General features: G+C 70.2%; 16 protein-coding genes. 12 read left to right on the top strand and 4 right to left on the bottom strand.

The features are described from left to right. Positions 1-124 precede the first annotated feature (124 nt). Complete coding sequence (locus tag AB4Y83_RS12930) at positions 125-1,564, bottom strand: aspartate aminotransferase family protein (protein WP_442274813.1); 1,440 nt, start codon at positions 1,562-1,564, stop codon at positions 125-127. Further along, on the bottom strand, positions 1,561-2,064 hold the full coding sequence (locus AB4Y83_RS12925; RefSeq protein WP_020142725.1) for an Lrp/AsnC family transcriptional regulator: 504 nt from the start codon (positions 2,062-2,064) through the stop codon (positions 1,561-1,563). Before AB4Y83_RS12925 ends, AB4Y83_RS12930 begins: the two co-directional genes overlap by 4 nt. A 113-nt stretch (positions 2,065-2,177) precedes the next feature. Here AB4Y83_RS12925 and AB4Y83_RS12920 point away from each other — a divergent pair, with 113 nt between their 5' ends. From AB4Y83_RS12920 to AB4Y83_RS12885, 8 genes are all read left to right on the top strand, one after another. Further along, positions 2,178-3,626: a gamma-aminobutyraldehyde dehydrogenase gene (locus tag AB4Y83_RS12920; protein ID WP_442297122.1), complete on the top strand. Its 1,449-nt coding sequence runs from the start codon at positions 2,178-2,180 to the stop codon at positions 3,624-3,626. 111 nt (positions 3,627-3,737) lie between these two features. Next, positions 3,738-4,976, top strand: a complete 1,239-nt coding sequence (locus AB4Y83_RS12915; RefSeq protein ID WP_442297121.1) for a polyamine ABC transporter substrate-binding protein — start codon at positions 3,738-3,740, stop codon at positions 4,974-4,976. Next, complete coding sequence (locus AB4Y83_RS12910) at positions 4,976-6,112, top strand: ABC transporter ATP-binding protein (protein ID WP_442274810.1); 1,137 nt, start codon at positions 4,976-4,978, stop codon at positions 6,110-6,112. Before AB4Y83_RS12915 ends, AB4Y83_RS12910 begins: the two co-directional genes overlap by 1 nt. Continuing rightward, entirely contained in the window at positions 6,109-7,029 is a 921-nt protein-coding gene (locus AB4Y83_RS12905; protein WP_442297120.1) for an ABC transporter permease, read from the top strand. The genes AB4Y83_RS12910 and AB4Y83_RS12905 overlap by 4 nt, the downstream gene beginning before the upstream one ends. A 35-nt stretch (positions 7,030-7,064) precedes the next feature. Then, the gene (locus AB4Y83_RS12900) at positions 7,065-7,838 is read left to right on the top strand and encodes an ABC transporter permease (protein WP_442274881.1); all 774 of its coding nucleotides are present in this window, start codon (positions 7,065-7,067) and stop codon (positions 7,836-7,838) included. A 19-nt stretch (positions 7,839-7,857) separates the two neighbouring features. After that, the gene (locus AB4Y83_RS12895; protein WP_442297119.1) at positions 7,858-9,105 is read left to right on the top strand and encodes a saccharopine dehydrogenase family protein; all 1,248 of its coding nucleotides are present in this window, start codon (positions 7,858-7,860) and stop codon (positions 9,103-9,105) included. Between the two features lie 61 nt (positions 9,106-9,166). Then, complete coding sequence (locus AB4Y83_RS12890; protein WP_442297118.1) at positions 9,167-10,636, top strand: NAD-dependent succinate-semialdehyde dehydrogenase; 1,470 nt, start codon at positions 9,167-9,169, stop codon at positions 10,634-10,636. 85 nt (positions 10,637-10,721) lie between these two features. Further along, a complete protein-coding gene (locus AB4Y83_RS12885; RefSeq protein WP_442274806.1) occupies positions 10,722-11,738 on the top strand; it encodes a DnaB-like helicase C-terminal domain-containing protein in 1,017 nt (338 codons plus the stop codon). A gap of 102 nt (positions 11,739-11,840) precedes the next feature. Here AB4Y83_RS12885 and AB4Y83_RS12880 read toward each other — a convergent pair whose 3' ends face one another. Both AB4Y83_RS12880 and AB4Y83_RS12875 read right to left on the bottom strand, forming a co-directional pair. After that, positions 11,841-12,188, bottom strand: coding sequence for a barstar family protein (locus AB4Y83_RS12880; protein ID WP_442297117.1), 348 nt, complete (start codon positions 12,186-12,188; stop codon positions 11,841-11,843). After that, positions 12,185-12,661 carry a ribonuclease domain-containing protein gene (locus AB4Y83_RS12875; protein ID WP_442297116.1) on the bottom strand — a complete coding sequence of 159 codons (477 nt, stop codon included), beginning with the start codon at positions 12,659-12,661 and terminating at the stop codon, positions 12,185-12,187. Before AB4Y83_RS12875 ends, AB4Y83_RS12880 begins: the two co-directional genes overlap by 4 nt. A gap of 74 nt (positions 12,662-12,735) precedes the next feature. Between AB4Y83_RS12875 and AB4Y83_RS12870 the strand changes: the two genes are divergently transcribed. From AB4Y83_RS12870 to AB4Y83_RS12855, 4 genes are all read left to right on the top strand, one after another. Further along, a complete protein-coding gene (locus AB4Y83_RS12870; protein WP_442297115.1) occupies positions 12,736-14,046 on the top strand; it encodes a hypothetical protein in 1,311 nt (436 codons plus the stop codon). A 66-nt stretch (positions 14,047-14,112) separates the two neighbouring features. Beyond that, complete coding sequence (locus AB4Y83_RS12865; protein ID WP_442297114.1) at positions 14,113-14,634, top strand: pyridoxamine 5'-phosphate oxidase family protein; 522 nt, start codon at positions 14,113-14,115, stop codon at positions 14,632-14,634. Positions 14,635-14,667: 33 nt separating this feature from the next. Beyond that, positions 14,668-15,870, top strand: a complete 1,203-nt coding sequence (dxr, locus tag AB4Y83_RS12860) for a 1-deoxy-D-xylulose-5-phosphate reductoisomerase (protein WP_442297113.1) — start codon at positions 14,668-14,670, stop codon at positions 15,868-15,870. An 87-nt stretch (positions 15,871-15,957) separates the two neighbouring features. Continuing rightward, positions 15,958-17,304 (top strand): M50 family metallopeptidase, encoded by a 1,347-nt coding sequence (locus AB4Y83_RS12855; RefSeq protein WP_442297112.1) that lies wholly within the window; start codon positions 15,958-15,960, stop codon positions 17,302-17,304. The last annotated feature ends 49 nt before the right edge of the window (positions 17,305-17,353 follow it).

The raw sequence follows: 17,353 nt of genomic DNA, 5'->3' as shown, positions 1-17,353 counted from the left end.
ACGAACGGCACGGACCAGCGTTCCGGACGGTCCGAGCCACACACGCACGAAGCCACCCGCGAACGGGTGGCTTCGTGGCCGGCGACACCCCCACGGCATACGCACGGAGTCGGGAAGGGTGGGGTCAGAGGTGGTTCTCGGCCTCCGTGAGCACCGAGCGCAGCCGCGACTCGATGTCGTCGAACTGCTCGGGGCCCATGATGAGCGGCGGCGCGAGCTGGATGACGGGGTCGCCGCGGTCGTCGGCACGGCAGTAGAGGCCGGCGTCGAAGAGCGCCTTGGAGAGGAAGCCGCGCAGCAGCCGCTCGGACTCGGCGTCGTTGAACGTCTCCCGGGTCGCCTTGTCCTTGACGAGCTCGATGCCGTAGAAGTAGCCGGCGCCGCGGACGTCACCGACGAGGGGCAGGTCGAGCAGCTTGTCGAGCGTCGCCTTGAAGATCGGGGCGTTCTGCTTGACCCGGTCGTTGAGGCCCTCGCGCTCGAAGATGTCGAGGTTGGCCATCGCGACCGCGGCGGAGACCGGGTGGCCACCGAAGGTGTAGCCGTGCGGGAAGTAGGTCGTGCCCGACTTGAACGGCTCGAAGAGTCGGTCGCTCGCGATCATCGCGCCGATGGGGGAGTAGCCGCTCGTCATGCCCTTGGCGCACGTGATGATGTCGGGCACGTAGCCGAAGTCGTCGCACGCGAACATCGAGCCGATGCGGCCGAAGCTGCAGATGACCTCGTCGGAGACGAGGAGCACGTCGTACTCGTCGCAGATCTCGCGGACCCGCTCGAAGTAGCCGGCGGGCGGCGGGAAGCAGCCACCGGAGTTCTGCACCGGCTCGAGGAAGACGGCTGCCACGGTGTCGGGGCCCTCGAACTCGATGGCCTCGGCGATGCGGTCGGCGGCCCAGCGGCCGAAGGCCTTCTCGTCACCCTGCAGGTGCTCGGGGGCGCGGTAGAGGTTGGTGTTCGGGACCTTGTGCGCGCCGGGCACGAGCGGCTCGAACATCTCCTTGGCCGCGGGGATGCCGGTGATCGACAGGGCGCCCTGGGGGGTGCCGTGGTAGGCGACGGCGCGGGAGATGACCTTGTGCTTCGTCGGCTTGCCGGTCAGCTTGAAGTACTGCTTCGCGAGCTTCCAGGCGGTCTCGACGGCCTCGCCGCCACCCGTCGTGAAGAAGACCCGGTTGAGGTCGCCGGGGGCGTGGCTCGCGAGCCGCTCGGCGAGCTCGATCGCCTTGGGGTGCGCGTAGCTCCACAGCGGGAAGAACGCGAGCTCCTTGGCCTGCTTGGCGGCCGCCTCGGCGAGCTCCTCACGGCCGTGGCCGGCCTGGACGACGAAGAGGCCGGCGAGTCCGTCGATGTACTCGTTGCCGCGGTCGTCCCAGATCTTCCAGCCCTGGCCCTTGGTGATGATCGGCACGGTGTGGCCGAGGCCGCCCTCGGTCCGGTCCTCGAACACCGAGTGGCGCGTGAAGTGCATCCACAGGTGGTCGCGGGCGGCCTCGGAGTGCAGGGTGCCCATCGGCGTGCGGTGGTCCGAGGTGGGTTCCCAGACCTCGTTCGGGTTGATGCTCATCGTGTACCCCAGTTGTAGAGCTGTTTGTTGAGTTTCAGGTAGACGAACGTCTCGGTCGCCGTGACGCCCGGGAGCGGGCGGATGCGGGTCGTGAGCAGCTCGAGCAGGTGGGTGTCGTTCTCGCAGACGACCTCGGCCAGGACGTCGAAGCTCCCCGCCGTCGTGACGACGTAGGAGACCTCTTCCATGTCGGTCAGCGCGTCGGCGACCGACGTCATGTCTCCCGACACCCGCAGCCCGACCATCGCCTGGCGCTGGAAGCCGACCTGCAGCGGGTCCGTCACGGCGACGATCTGCATGACGTCGGCGTCGAGGAGTCGCTGCACACGCTGGCGCACCGCGGCCTCGGAGAGCCCGACCTCCTGGGCGATGGATGCGTAGGACTTGCGTCCGTCGTGCTGGAGGAGCTCGATGATGGTCTTGCTCACGTCGTCGAGATTGACCGAGGGTTTCTTGGCCCCGTTTCCCCCGGTGTTGGCCACACCTCGGATCGTCGTCATGGGGCGATACTGACCTGTGGAACACGCTGTTGGCAAGTCCCCGCACAACTGATTCCGAAGATTTATCTCGACAAGTCTTCACGATTGCGAAGGTCTGCGTCTAGCATTCCCGCATGACTTCGCAGCCGCGCCAGCTCCGCAACTTCATCGGTGGCCAGTACGTCGACCCCGACGGCGACGCGACGACCGACGTCGTCGACCCGTCCACCGCACAGGTCGTGGCCACGGCCCCCGTCAGCTCCCAGGCGGACGTCGACCGGGCGTATGCCGCGGCGGCCACCGCCTTCGAGACGTGGGGCGACACGACCCCCGGCGAGCGGCAGGCCGCCCTGCTGAAGTTCGCCGACGCCATCGAGGCCCAGGCCGACGACTTCATCCGCCTCGAGGGTGAGAACACCGGCAAGCCGCACGCGCTGACGCAGAGCGAGGAGATCCCTCCGATGCTCGACCAGCTGCGCTTCTTCGCCGGTGCCGCGCGGGTGCTCGAGGGCAAGTCGGCGGGGGAGTACATGAAGGGCCACACGTCCTTCGTCCGCCGCGAGCCGATCGGCGTCGTCGGCCAGGTGACGCCGTGGAACTACCCGATGATGATGGCGATGTGGAAGATCGCCCCGGCGCTCGCCGCGGGCAACACCATCGTCCTCAAGCCCTCCGACACGACCCCAGAGACGACCCTGCTCCTCGCCGAGCTCGCCTCGGAGTTCCTGCCCGAGGGCACCTTCAACGTCATCACCGGCGACCGCGAGACCGGCCGCATGCTCGTCGAGCACCGCACGCCTGCCCTCGTCGCCATCACCGGCTCGGTGCGCGCCGGCATGCAGGTCGCCGAGAGCGCGTCGCGCGACCTCAAGCGCGTCCACCTCGAGCTCGGCGGCAAGGCGCCGGTCATCGTCTTCGACGACGCCGACATCGAGGCCGCCGTGGAGGGCATCGCCATCGGTGGCTACTTCAACGCCGGGCAGGACTGCACCGCCGCGACGCGTGTCCTCGCCGGCCCGCGCATCCACGACGACTTCGTCGCCGCGCTCGCCGAGTACGCCAAGGGCTCGGCCAAGGTCGGCATGCCCGACGACCCCGACGCCCTCTTCGGCCCCGTCAACAACCCGAACCAGGTCGCCCACGTCGGCGGCATGATCGACCGCCTGCCCGACCACGCCCGCATCGAGGCCGGCGGCCGCCGCGTCGAGGGCCTCGGCGAGGGCTACTTCTTCGAGCCCACCGTGCTCGCCGGCCTGCGCCAGGACGACGAGCAGATCCAGAACGAGATCTTCGGACCCGTCATCACGGTGCAGCAGTTCAGCGACGAGGCCGAGGCGCTCGCGTGGGCCAACGGCGTGCAGTACGGCCTCGCGTCGTCGGTGTGGACGCGCGACTTCGGCAAGGCCATGCGCATGAGCAAGCGGCTCGACTTCGGGTGCGTCTGGATCAACACCCACATCCCGGTCGTCGCCGAGATGCCGCACGGGGGTTTCAAGCACAGCGGCTACGGCAAGGACCTGTCCATGTACGGGCTCGAGGACTACACCCGCATCAAGCACGTCATGGCCAACATCGAGTCCTGAGCGGGCGCCACGAGTGGCCATCCACGGGGGCAGCAGCACCGACGGACACCGACGTCCGGACGCCCGGTCCACCCGGACCGGGTGCGTTCACCAGCACGTGAAGGAGAAGGCGTGAACAGCCGTCGACCCCATTCGGATCCCGGGATCCGTGCCCTGGCCTCCATGGCCGCCACATCGGGTCTGTCGCGACGCGGACTGCTGGGGGGCGGCGCAGCGGGACTCGCCGCGTTCGGGCTCTCGGCGTGCGCGCCGCCAGAACCCCCGACCTCGACGGGCAGTGCGCCGACACTGACGCTGCCCAAGGACGTCTCCGACACCGAGAAGGTCGTGAAGTTCGCGAACTGGACGGCCTACCTCGACTACGACGACAAGACGAAGACCTACCCGACCCTCGAGGACTTCCAAAAGAAGACCGGCATCACGGCCACCTACTCGGAGGACATCGAGGACAACGAGACGTACGCGACCAAGATCGCGCCCCAACTGCAGGCCAAACAGGACATCGACCGGGACATCTTCGTCTTCACCGACTGGATGGCCAACCGAATGATCCAGCAGGGGTTCGTCCAGCCGCTCGAGCTCATCAGGATGCACAACGCCTCGAACCTGCGGCCCATCCTCCAGGACGTCTCGTTCGACCCGGGTCGCACCAACTCCCTGACGTGGCAGAGCGGCTTCGCGGGCATCGGCTACCACAAGGGCAAGGTCGGTCGTGAGCTGAAGACCCTCGACGACCTCTTCGCTCCCGACCTCAAGGGCAAGATCACGGCCCTGCTGGAGTTCCGCGACACCGTCGGGCTCATCATGCTCTGGCAGGGCGTCGACATCTCCCAGAACTTCACCGAGGCCCAGTTCCAGAAGGGCGTCGACGAGGTCTCGAAGCAGCTGGCCAGTGGGCAGATCCGCCGGATCAAGGGCAACTCCTACCTCCAGGACCTCACGAGCGGCAACGCGATCGCCGGCATCGTCTGGAGCGGCGACATCGCACAGCTCCAGGCCAACACCAAGGACGACAACTGGACGTTCGTGCTGCCCGAGTCCAAGGGCACGCTCTGGAGCGACAACATGATGGTCCCCATCACGTCGCGCCACCGCCGCAACGCCCAGCGGCTCATGGACTACTACTACGACCCGGTCGTGGCCGCGAAGGTAGCCGCCTACGTCGCGTACATCTGCCCGGTGCAGGGAGCCCAGGAGCAGATGAAGAAGATCGACCCAACGCTCGTCGACGACCCGATGATCTTCCCCACCGAGGAGTACCTCAGGTCCCGGACGCGAAGCTTCCGGGCCCTGTCACCGGCCGAGGACCAGAAGTTCTCGCAGATCTGGAACCAGGCGGTGGGCAACTGATGGCCACGAACACGCGCGAGGCGCACGGTGACCTCGTCCTCGAGAACGTCACCAAGGCGTTCTCCGACTTCACGGCGGTCGACGACCTGTCCCTCGTCGTGCCGCGAGGCTCGTTCTTCGCCCTCCTGGGGCCGTCGGGGTGCGGCAAGACGACGACGTTGCGCATGGTCGCCGGACTCGAGCAGCCCACGGGGGGAAGGGTGCTCATCGGGAAGACCGACCTCACCGGCACCCGGCCGCACGAGCGCCCGGTCAACACGGTCTTCCAGAGCTACGCGCTCTTCCCGCACCTGACGGTCCGGGACAACGTCGCTTTCGGACCCAAACGCCGCAAGGCGTCGGACGCGATGCAGCTGGCGGACAACGCGCTCGAGCTCGTCCAGCTGTCCCACCTGGCCGGTCGCAAGCCGGTCCAGCTCTCCGGAGGACAGCAGCAGCGCGTGGCTCTCGCCCGGGCCGTCGTCAACCAGCCGGAGGTGCTGCTGCTGGACGAGCCGCTGGGCGCGCTGGACCTCAAGCTCCGCCGCCAGATGCAGGTGGAGCTCAAGCGGATCCAGAGCGAGGTCGGCCTGACGTTCATCCACGTGACGCACGACCAGGAGGAGGCCATGACGATGGCTGACACCGTCGCCGTGATGAATCGTGGGCGCATCGAGCAGATGGGACCGCCCGAGCGGCTGTACGACCTACCGCGCACGGCGTTCGTGGCCAACTTCGTGGGTCAGTCCAACCTCGGGGTCGGGCGCATCCACGGCAGCGACGGTGACTTCATCATCGCCGAGGTCAGCGACACCAAGGTCAGGATTCCCAAACGGCGCTCCGACATCCAGGACGGCGAGGTGATGTTCGGGGTGCGGCCGGAGAAGGTCCGGATCCACGAGTCCCAGCCCGATGGCAGCGGCAACGACGTGCGCGCCACGGTCACCGACGTGTCGTTCACGGGAGTCGCCACGCAGTACCTCGTCACCGTCCCGAGCGGGGCGCGCTGGACCGTCTACGAGCAGAATCTCGACGTCGACCCGATCAGCCTTCGTCCGGGCGACGACGTCTGGCTCTCCTGGGACCCGACGCACGCCTTCGGCGTGCCTGTCGACGAGGACGGTCGCCAGGCCGCGCTCGTCGAGGACGGAGCATGACCACCGCCATCGCGGCGACGGCTCATGAGGCAGGTGACCCGCAGCTGACGCCGCCACGTCGAGGTGGAACGCGTCGCAGGTGGATGCCCTATCTCCTCCTGGTGCCCGGTCTGCTCTGGCTGACGCTCTTCTTCATCGTCCCCCTCGTGCAGCTCGGTGCGGCGAGCCTCCAGTCGCAGTACCCCGGGGCGCCCGGCTACTACTACCGCGACGTCAACGTCGGAAACTACGTCGACGCACTCAGAAGCTACGGCGTCCACTTCCTGCGCTCGCTGCTCTATGCGGGCCTGGCCACGCTGCTCTGCTTCGTCGTCGCCTTCCCGCTGGCGTACGCGATGGCGTTCAAGGCCGGGCGTTGGCGCAACGTGATGCTCATCCTCGTCATCGCGCCGTTCTTCACCTCGTTCATCCTGCGCACCATTGCCTGGCGTCAGATCCTCGCCGACGAGGGACCGCTCGCACGCACGCTCAACGCCCTGCACCTGCTTCCGGGTGGCCACATCACCGAGACGTGGGTGGCGGTCGTCGCGGGCCTGACCTACAACTTCCTGCCGTTCATGGTGCTCCCGATCTACACCAGCCTCGAGCGGGCCGACCCACGACTCCTCGAGGCGGGTCGCGATCTCTACGCGGACCGGCTCACGAACCTGCGCACCGTGACGATCCCGCTCGCGGCCCCCGGCATCCTCGCCGGCACCCTGCTGACCTTCATCCCCGCTGCCGGCGACTACGTCAACGCCGAGCTGCTCGGGTCCGACACGAGCACCAAGATGGTCGGCAACGTCATCAACAGCCAGTTCTTCACCGTCCTGGGCGGCTTCCCGACGGCCGCCGCCCTGTCGATCAGCCTGATGCTCCTCATCCTCGTGCTCGTCCTCGGGTACGTCCGCCGCTTCGGGACGGAGGAGGTCCTGTGACACGCGCCCGCTCGTGGGTCAGCGAGCACCTGGCGATGATCATCGCGGTCGGTGTGCTGGTCTATCTCTTCTTGCCCGTCCTCTACACGTTCGTGTTCTCGTTCAACAACTACCGTCGGTCCAACCTCACATGGAACCCCGACGGCAGCCCGACGCTCAAGCACTGGGCGAATCCCTGTGGCGCTCCCGGCGTGTGCCCGGCACTCGTGGAGAGCATCAAGATCGGGGCGATCGCGACGCTCGTGGCGACGATCCTGGGCACGCTCATCGCGTTCGCCCTCGTGCGTTACTCGTTCCGTGGGCGCGGCTCGACCAACGTCCTCGTGTTCCTGCCTATGGCCACGCCCGAGGTCGTGCTGGGGGCGAGCCTGCTCACGATCTTCATCCAGGGCTTCCGGATGGATCTCGGCTTCTGGACCGTCGTCATCGCGCACATCATGTTCTGCATCAGCTTCGTCGTCGTCACCGTCAAGGCGCGGCTGCAGAGTCTCGACCCCCGCCTCGAGGAGGCGGCGTCGGACCTCTACGCCAATCCCCGGACGGCGTTCCTGCGGATCACCTTCCCGCTGGCCCTGCCCGGCATCGTCGCTGCTGCGCTGTTGTCCTTCTCGCTGTCCTTCGACGACTTCATCATCACGAACTTCGTCTCCGGCAACGAGACGACCTTCCCCAAGTTCGTCTACGTGTCCTACACCCGTGGCATCCCGGCCCAGGCCAACGTCATCGGGTTCTCGATGTTCCTCATCGCCGTCCTCTGCGTCGTCGCTGCCCAGGTCATCGGCAGTCGGCGGCGTGGAGCCGCGGCCTGACTCTCTGGAGTGAACTGTCTTGCGTGTCCTCATGATCGGCTCCGGCGGGGTCGGTGACGCCGCCGCGCGCATCGCCGCCGAGCGTGGCTTCTTCGAGCGCTGGGTCGTCGCCGACTACGACGTGACGCGCGCCCAGCGCACTGTCGCGGCCGTGGCCGGTCGTCATCCCGGGGAGGCTCGTTTCGTCGCGGCCCAGGTCGACGCCTCGTCGGCCGAGGCGGTGATGGCGCTCGCACGCGAGCACGGGGCGACCCATGTCCTCAACGCCGTCGACCCGAAGTTCAACATGCCGATCTTCACGGGCGCCAAGGCCGCCGGGGCCGACTACCTCGACATGGCGATGAGCCTGTCGCAGCGGCATCCCGAGCAGCCCTATGAGAAGGTCGGCGTCATGCTCGGCGACGAGCAGTTCGCCGTGGCAGGGGAGTGGGAGGCCGACGGTCGCCTCGCGCTCGTCGGCATCGGCGTCGAGCCGGGGCTCTCCGACGTCTTCGCCCGCTACGCCGCCGACCACCTCTTCAGCGAGATCGACGAGCTCGGCACGCGCGACGGCGCCAACCTCGTCGTGCACGACGACGACGGCAATGAGGTCTTCGCCCCGAGCTTCTCGATGTGGACGACGATCGAGGAGTGCCTCAACCCGCCCGTCGTGTGGGAGAAGGACCGGGGCTGGTTCACGACCGCGCCGTTCAGCGAGCCCGAGGTCTTCGACTTCCCAGAGGGCATCGGGCCGGTCGAGTGCGTCAACGTCGAGCACGAGGAGGTGCTCCTCATGCCGCGCTGGGTCGACGCCAGGCGGGTGACCTTCAAGTACGGCCTCGGCGACGAGTTCATCGGCATCCTCAAGGTCCTGAACACCCTCGGCCTCGACCGCACCGAACCGATCACCGTCAAGGGCGTGCAGGTCTCGCCCCGCGACGTCGTCGCGGCGGCGCTGCCCGACCCCGCGACCATCGGGCCCCGGATGACGGGCAAGACGTGCGCCGGCCTCTTCGTGACCGGCACCGGCAAGGACGGTCAGCCCAGGCGCACGTACCTCTACCACGTCGTCGACAACGCCGAGACGATGGCGGCCTACGATGCGCAGTGCGTCGTCTGGCAGACGGCGGTCAACCCCGTCGTCGCCCTCGAGCTGCTGGCCCGGGGCACGTGGAAGGGGGCCGGCGTCCTCGGTCCCGAGGCGTTCGACGCCGTCCCGTTCCTCGACCTGCTCGCGGCAGCCAAGCCCGAGGGCTATGGCTCCCCGTGGGGCATCGACGAACGCTGAGCAGCACTCGCAGGGACAGGGGGCCGACGGTGGACACGACGACAGGAATAGGGTTCCAGGCATGGCAGCGGTGACGCAGAAGTCAGTGATCGACTCGGTGCCCAAGGGCCTGCTCATCGGCGGGAAGTGGCGCGACGGCAGCGACGGGCAGACCATCGCGGTCGACGACCCGTCGAGCGGTCGGGTGCTGACCCATGTCGCGGCCGCCTCGGTCGCCGACGGCCGGGCCGCCCTCGACGCCGCCGTGGCGGCGCAGGCCGACTGGGCCCGCACGGCGCCGCGCGACCGCGGCGAGCTGCTGCGGGCGGCCTACGAGAAGATCACCGAGCGCGCGGAGGAGTTCGCGATGCTCATGACGCTCGAGATGGGCAAGACGCTCGCCGAGAGCCGGGGTGAGGTCGCCTACGGTGCCGAGTTCTTCCGCTGGTTCTCCGAGGAGGCCGTGCGCATCTCGGGGCGCTGGTCGACGGCTCCCAACGGGGCGACCCGGCTCATGACGATGAAGCAGCCCGTCGGCCCGACGCTGATGATCACGCCGTGGAACTTCCCGCTCGCGATGGGCACCCGCAAGATCGGCCCGGCCATCGCGGCCGGCTGCACGATGGTCGTCAAGCCGGCCAGCCAGACGCCGCTGACGATGCTCGCGCTGGCCGAGCTGCTCCGAGAGTGCGGGCTGCCCGACGGCGTGCTCAACGTCGTCATGACGACGCACGCGACGACGGGCGACGTCATGGAGCCGCTCATCCGCGACCCGCGCCTGCGCAAGCTGACCTTCACCGGCTCGACGCCCGTCGGCCGCTCGCTCATGGAGCAGGCCTCGCAGGGCATCCTGCGGGTCTCGATGGAGCTCGGCGGCAACGCCCCGTTCCTCGTCTTCGAGGACGCCGACGTCGACCGGGCCGTCGACGGCGCGATGCTCGCCAAGATGCGCAACATGGGCGAGGCGTGCACCGCGGCCAACCGCTTCTACGTCCACGAGTCGCTCGCCGACGAGTTCAGTTCCAAGCTGGCCCGCCGGATGGGTGCGCTGACGCTCGGCAAGGGCACGAGGAAGGGCGTCGACGTCGGCCCCCTCGTCGACGAGAAGGCCCGCGACAAGGTGTCGGCCCTCGTCGACGACGCCGTCGCCAAGGGCGCGAAGGTCCTGGTCGGCGGCTCGGCCCCGAAGGGTGCCGGCTGGTTCTACGAGCCGACCGTGCTCGCCGACGTGCCGACCGACGCCGACATGGCCCGGGAGGAGATCTTCGGACCGGTCGCGCCCGTCACGACCTTCCGTACCGACGCCGAGGCCATCCGCCTGGCCAACGACACCGAGTACGGCCTCGTCGCCTACCTCTTCACCCAGGACCTCTCGCGGGCCATCACGATGAGCGAGGCGCTCGAGTACGGCATGGTGGGCGTCAACCAGGGCATCGTGTCCAACCCGGCCGCCCCCTTCGGCGGCGTCAAGGCGTCCGGCGTCGGGCGTGAGGGCGGCTTCGAGGGCATCGACGAGTACCTCGAGACGAAGTACGTCGGCATCGCCCTCTGACGACGGCTGGGCCGGCAGCCCACGCGCTTCCGGGACATTCACCGAACCGGCCCGGCACGCTGCCGCCCTGTGGTGCAATCTGCCCATGGTGACACCAGCCGGCTCCCGCGACGCGGGGTCCCTGCGCCCGCTCGGCGCCCTGCTCAGCGAGACCGACGACGTGCTGCGACGCGGGTCGCCGGCCGGTGCGCGCGTGTGGTCGACCGGCTTCCCGGCGCTCGACGCCGTCCTGACCGGTGGCCTGCGCTCCGGTGAGCTCGTCCTGCTCGGCGGGCCGGCCGGCCACGGCAAGACGACGATCGGCCTCCAGCTCGCCCGCAACGTCGTCGCCGCGGGCGCCACCGCCCTCGTCCTGTCCTACGAGCACGAGAGCCACACGCTGCTCGAACGGCTCATCTCGATGGAGGCCGCCGAGGGCGACCCCGGCGAGGTGGCCGGGGTCATCGACGTGCGGCGCGCGCTCGAGACGGCCGACCACGGCGGCTCGCTCGACACCGTGCTGGGCAGCCTGCCCGGCGGCCGACGCGCCCTCGCGGCGCTCGGCAGCTACGGCGACCGGCTCCAGATCCACGAGTCGTCCGGGGCGACGACGACCCTCGACACGATCCGCGCGACCGTCGACCGCGTCACGGAGGCGACGGGCCAGGCGCCCTTCGTGCTGCTCGACTACATCCAGAAGGTGCCCGCCGACCGGGGCGAGGAGGACGAGCGCATCACCGCCGTCGCCGAGGGGCTCAAGGACCTGGCCCTCTCCGCCCGCGTGCCCGTCGTCGCCATCTCGGCCGCCGACAAGGAGGCGCTCGCCGCGGGACACCGGATGCGCACGCACGACCTGCGCGGCTCGTCGGCGCTCGCCTTCGAGGCCGACGTCGTGCTCATCGTCAACGACAAGGTCGATGTCGTCTCGCGAGAGCACCTCGTCTACAACCTCGGCAACATCCAGCGTTTCCGCGGCTGGTCGGTCGTCAGCGTCGAGAAGAACCGCCACGGCAAGGCCCACGTCGAGCTCGAGTTCGCCAAGGACTTCGAGCACGGCCGCTTCCACACGGAGGGCCAGGAGGTCACCGAGCGGCTCATCGACGACCGGGTCTTCGTGTCCTGAGCCGTCCCACCCGATGGCGTATGCCGTCCCGTAGCGTCCGCGCGCCCGCGCCGTCGCGCGCGGGTGGCGTGACGGCATACGCGCGCCCGGCCGTCTCGCCGGCTAGCGGGTGATGACGGTGACGTACAGGTCGTCGCGCTCGTCGGCGACCTGCTCGAGGATCTCGAGGACGGTGTCGTAGGCCCCGCGGTCGTGCTCGCGCAGGGTGGCCGCGTGGTCCCAGACGAGCTCGAGGGGCACGCCCCGGGCGCCGTCGAGGTCGCGCAGCGCGTCGAGCAGGGCGTCCCAGTTGTGCCCGAACCAGTCGGGCAGCTCGAGCCCGGCCGCGAAGGCGTCGAGCACGCCTGCCTTGTCGTCCCCGCCCGAGACGAGGCGCACGTCGTGGCCGAGCCAGGCGAGCTGGGCGATGTGGTCGTCGGCCTCGCTGTGCGGGCCCAGGAACGTCGTCACGTGCCCTCCCTGATCCGGCTGAACGACGCGTAGTGGTCGTCGGTCCAGTATCGCTCGCCGCTGCTGCCGGTGATGATGCGCCTGGCCCCGCGGTCGGCGGATCCCGGTGTCACGACGGTGAACTCGCGGTAGTAGCCGCTCGTGTGCGGCGGCAGGATGCGCTCGCGGTTGTCGAAGGTCCGGTTGTCGCTGCGGGGGTAGGGGAACGGGCCGCCGGCGCGGATCAGGGCCATCGTCTCGCGGGCCTGCGCGGGCAGGGCCGACTCGGCGACCCACGGCAGGCCCGAGACGGGGTCGGTGTCGTCGGTCGCAGGGGTGCCGCTGACGACCGGACCCCCGGCCGTGGTGCCGCGGGCCGAGGGCGCGGCCGGGGACGACGGACCCTGCGCGGCGCGCACGACGACCCAGGCCAGCACGACGAGGGCCACGGCGAGCACGCCGAGGAGGACCTGGCGCGAGCCGAGCGTCTTCACGTCGTCATCATGCCCGAGGAGGCAATGGTCCGAATCCTCTGACGGCGCCGCGCCGCTGGGGGAGACTGCGGCACGTGAGCCTTCTACGCGGCCTCTTCGGAGACCGGGGCGGCCGGCGTGACGAGCCGGCACCCGCGGTCGTGGCGCGCGACGTCGGTCACCGGGTCTTCGTCGAGCGCCCACCCGAGCAGGTCTGGCCACACCTCGTCGCCCCCGGGCCGGGGGCCGAGCTCGGTGTCGACTGCGTGCGGGTGCTCGCCCTGCCGGCCGCGGGCCCGGCGGGACTGCCCGAGTTCGCCGGGGTCTGGCGGCGGTCCAACGGTCGGCTCTGGGTCGGGCTCAGCACCGTCGTCGCGGTCGAGCACGGGGTCCAGGTCGTGTCCCGGTCGGCCGACGGTGCGACGGCGCTCACCCTGACGACGACGGTGGAGCCGCTCGACGGCGGCTGCGTCGTCGCCCAGCGGCTCGACGGCCTCGCACCCTCAGACCCCGTGGCGGAGTTCGCCCGGGCCTGGGTGGCGCGGGCGCTGCTCGGGCTCAAGGCGGACGTCGAGGGGAGCCCGCGCAGCCGGACGGCGGACCCGACGGCCGACGGACCGGTCGAAGAGGCGATGGCGAGCGGCTTCGTCGGACACGGCGTCGCCACGGCCGGCGGCCCCGGGGTCCTGCCCGTGCACGAGACGGCCTCGGTCGAGGTCGCCGTCGCCCCTGACCGGCTCCGCGAGCTGCTCGAGCAGCCGTCGTCCGAGCAGCTGCTCAAGCCGTCTCTCGTGCAGCTCGTGCGCCTCGAGCTCGCCGACGAGCCCGGCCGCGAGCACGTGCTCGCGGTGCACCGCCACGACGACGGGCGCCGGGCCGCCTCGGTCTCGCTCGTCGCCCCGGCGTCGGAGCCCGGCCGGACCGTCGAGCGGGACCTCACCTCCTCCCACGAGGCCGACGTCGTCACGACGGTCGAGCCGTGCGCGGTCGGCGCCCGCCTCACCGAGACCTTCACCGGCTGGCTCCCCGCCGGGCCCGGTCGCGTCGTCGACGGCTCCGGGATCGCCGCGCTCATGGCCACCCGTCTCGCCGTCGTCAAGAACCTCGCCGAGGCCGGCGTCGTCCCGCAGCGTGACCCGAGCACCGGCTTCCTGCCGCCGGGCCAGGTGCCGGACCTCCCGCCCCCGTCGGGCCCGCCGACGAGCGGGGCGCCACTGCCACCGGTGGCCTCCGACCCGTCCGCACCGGGCGCCGCCCACGCCGTCGGCGCCCGCCCGTCCGTCCCCTCGAGCGTCCTGCTCCTGCCACCGCACGTCGCGGCACCTGCGGCCGGCTACGACGTCGGGCCGTGGCGGATGTGGACCGACGACGGCTTCTATGCCGCGAGCGAGGCCATGTGGTGGTGAGGTGGCCCGCCGAGATCAGCAAGGACGATCAGGTCCGTCGTCGGTGCTCAGCGCTAGCGTCGGAGGATGCTCGAGACACCTGACGAGACGGCCGCGCTCCAGGCCCTGCTCGACGCCTCGCACGCCAAGGCGTCGGGCCACCTGCGGAGCATCATCGACGACGACCGCACCCTGACCGCCGAGCAGCTCGTCGCGCTGCTCACCGGCATGAAGGTGCTCTCCGTGGCCACCGTCACCGCGGCGGGCGAGCCACGCATCAGCGCCCTCGACGGCCACTTCCTCCACGGCACGTGGACGTTCGGCACCTCCGGCACGTCGGCCAAGGCGAAGCACCTCGCGGCGCGGCCTGCGGTGAGCGTCGCGCACGTCGACGGCGAGGAGCTCGCGCTCTTCAGCCACGGCAGGGCCGAGCTGATCGAGCCGGAGCCCGACCGCGACGAGGTCGACGCGCACTGGACCGCCCACTACGGCAGCAGCCCGTACTCGTGGGGCGACGACATCCGGATGTACCGCCTGCGCATGACCTGGGCCGTCGCCTACGCCTTCAAACGCGACGAGCTGCTCCGGTCGAGGGGAGTGACCGCCTGACCGCAGTGCCAAGGCCTGCGGGAGAATGCCGGGGTGACTGACACCTCGGCGCGCCCCCGCCGCATCGTCCTGCTCGGCTCGACCGGCTCGATCGGCACGCAGGCCATCGACCTCGTCCAGCGCAACCGCGACCGCTTCGAGGTCGTCGGGCTCTCCGCCGGCTCCAACCTCGACCTCGTCGCCGAGCAGGCCGTCGCGCTCCGCACCCCCGTCGTGGCCGTGGCGAGCGGGACGTCGGACGACCTCGCCGCAGCGCTCGCGCGCGCTTCCGACACGGCCGGGGTGACGGCATACGACCCCGAGCTGCTCGTCGGCCCCGAGGCGAGCACGACGCTCGCCGAGCGGGAGGCCGACGTCGTCGTCAACGGCATCACCGGGGCCATCGGCCTCGAGCCCACCCTCGCCGCGCTGCGCGCCGGCACGACGCTCGCCCTCGCCAACAAGGAGTCGCTCATCATCGGCGGCCCGCTCGTCAAGGCGCTCGCGGCCCCCGGCCAGATCGTCCCCGTCGACAGCGAGCACTCGGCGATCGCCCAGTGCCTGCGCGGCGGCCGCGCCGAGGAGGTGCGCCGGCTCGTCGTCACGGCGAGTGGCGGCCCGTTCCGCGGTCGGTCGCGCGCCGAGCTCGCCGACGTCACCCCCGAGGAGGCCCTCGCGCACCCCAACTTCTCGATGGGCCGCGTCATCACGACGAACTCCGCCACGCTCGTCAACAAGGGCCTCGAGGTCATCGAGGCGCACCTGCTCTTCGACATCCCCTTCGAGCGCATCGACGTCGTCGTGCACCCGCAGCAGATGATCCACTCGATGGTCGAGTTCGTCGACGGCTCGACGATCGCCCAGGCCGGTCCGCCGCGGATGCTCGTGCCGATCGCTCTCGGGATGTCCTGGCCCGAGCGCCTCGCCGACGCCGACGTGCCCGTCGACTGGACCCGGGCGCAGTCGTGGGAGTTCGAGCCGCTCGACGGCGACGCGTTTCCGGCGGTCGCGCTCGCCCGTCGGGTGGGAGAGGCTGGTGGCACGTGGCCGGCCGTCTACAACGCCGCCAACGAGGTCGCGGTCGACGCCTTCCACGAGGGCCGCATCGGCTTCGTCGACATCGTCGACACCGTCGCGCACGTCGTCGACGCGTATGCCGTCGAGCCGGCCTCCCAGGTCACCGACCTCGCGCTCGACGACGTCCTCGCTGCCGACGCCTGGGCCCGCCACGCCGCCCGGAGCACCATCGCCGGGTAGGCCACGGTTCGAGGTGTTCCACGGTCACCGGTGACCGTGGACCACATCGACGCGGGAATCACAGGGAGTCGATGTGACAATGGAGGGGTGCTGTTCTTCCTAGGGGTCCTGGTCGTCGTCGTCGGTGTGGCGCTCAGCATCGCGCTGCACGAGATCGGCCACCTCGTGCCGGCCAAGAAGTTCGGGGTCAAGGTGACCCAGTACATGGTCGGCTTCGGCCCGACGGTCTGGTCGCGCAAGCGTGGCGAGACCGAGTACGGCCTCAAGGCGATCCCGCTCGGCGGCTACGTCCGGATGATCGGGATGCTCCCGCCCCGCCCCGGTGACAAGCCCGGCGAGCTGCGCACCCTCTCGACCGGCCGCTTCAGCCAGATGGTCGACCAGGCCCGGGCCGACTCGATGGAGGAGGTCAGGCCCGGCGACGAGGACCGCGTCTTCTACAAGCTGAGCCCCGGCAAGAAGATCGTCATCATGCTCGGCGGGCCGGTCATGAACCTCATCATCGCGTTCGTCCTCATCACGGGCGTCATCACGCTCTACGGCCTGCCGCAGGTGGCCCCCAAGGTCGGGCTCCTCTCGGCGTGCGTGCCGACGACGGCCCCGACGCTGCAGGTGCCGCAGCCCGCGTGCAAGCCCGGCGACCCCGTCGCGCCGGCCAAGGCCGCGGGCCTGCAGGAGCGCGACCGCATCCTCTCCGTCGACGGCCAGCCGGTCAGCACGTGGGACCAGGTCACCGCGGCCATCCGCGACAGCAAGGGCGCCACTATGGCGTGGGTCGTCGAGCGCGGCGGTCAGCAGGTCACGATCGCGATCACGCCCGCCGTCCTCGAGCGCGCCACGTACGACGACCAGGGCAACCCCGTCGCCAAGGACGGCAAGCCCGTCCTCGCCTCGATGGGCTTCGCGGGCATCACGCCCGGCCAGGAGCTCGTCCGCACCCCCATCGGGCAGGCGCCCGGCTTCGTCTGGGATCGGATCGTCGACACCGCCTCGATCATCGTCAAGATCCCCGAGAAGATGACCGGCGTCGTCCAGGCCGCGTTCGGGTCCGAGGCCCGAGACCCCAACGGCCCCATCTCCGTCGTCGGCGTCGGTCGCATCGGCGGCGAGGTCGCGGCGCTCGACATCCCGGCCGACGAGGGTGGCAACTGGGTCAAGCTCGCCCAGCTCATTCTGCTCATCGCCTCGCTCAACCTCGCCCTCTTCGTCTTCAACCTCATCCCGCTGCTCCCGCTCGACGGCGGTCACGTCGCGGGGGCACTCTGGGAGGCCGTCAAGCGGGGCTGGGCGCGCCTGCGGCACCGTCCCGATCCCGGCTTCGTCGACGTCGCCAAGGGGCTGCCCATCGCCTACGGCATGAGCCTCGTCCTCATCACCATGTCGGTGCTGCTCATCTACGCCGACATCGTCAAGCCGATCAAGCTCTTCGGCTGAGCCGGCCATCCCACCTCCCCGGCTCCCGCTTCGGCGGGGCGCGACATAA

This window comes from Terrabacter sp. RAF57, assembly GCF_052113925.1.
Lineage (GTDB): Bacteria > Actinomycetota > Actinomycetes > Actinomycetales > Dermatophilaceae > Terrabacter.
This window is presented reverse-complemented; position numbering and strand designations above follow the sequence as displayed.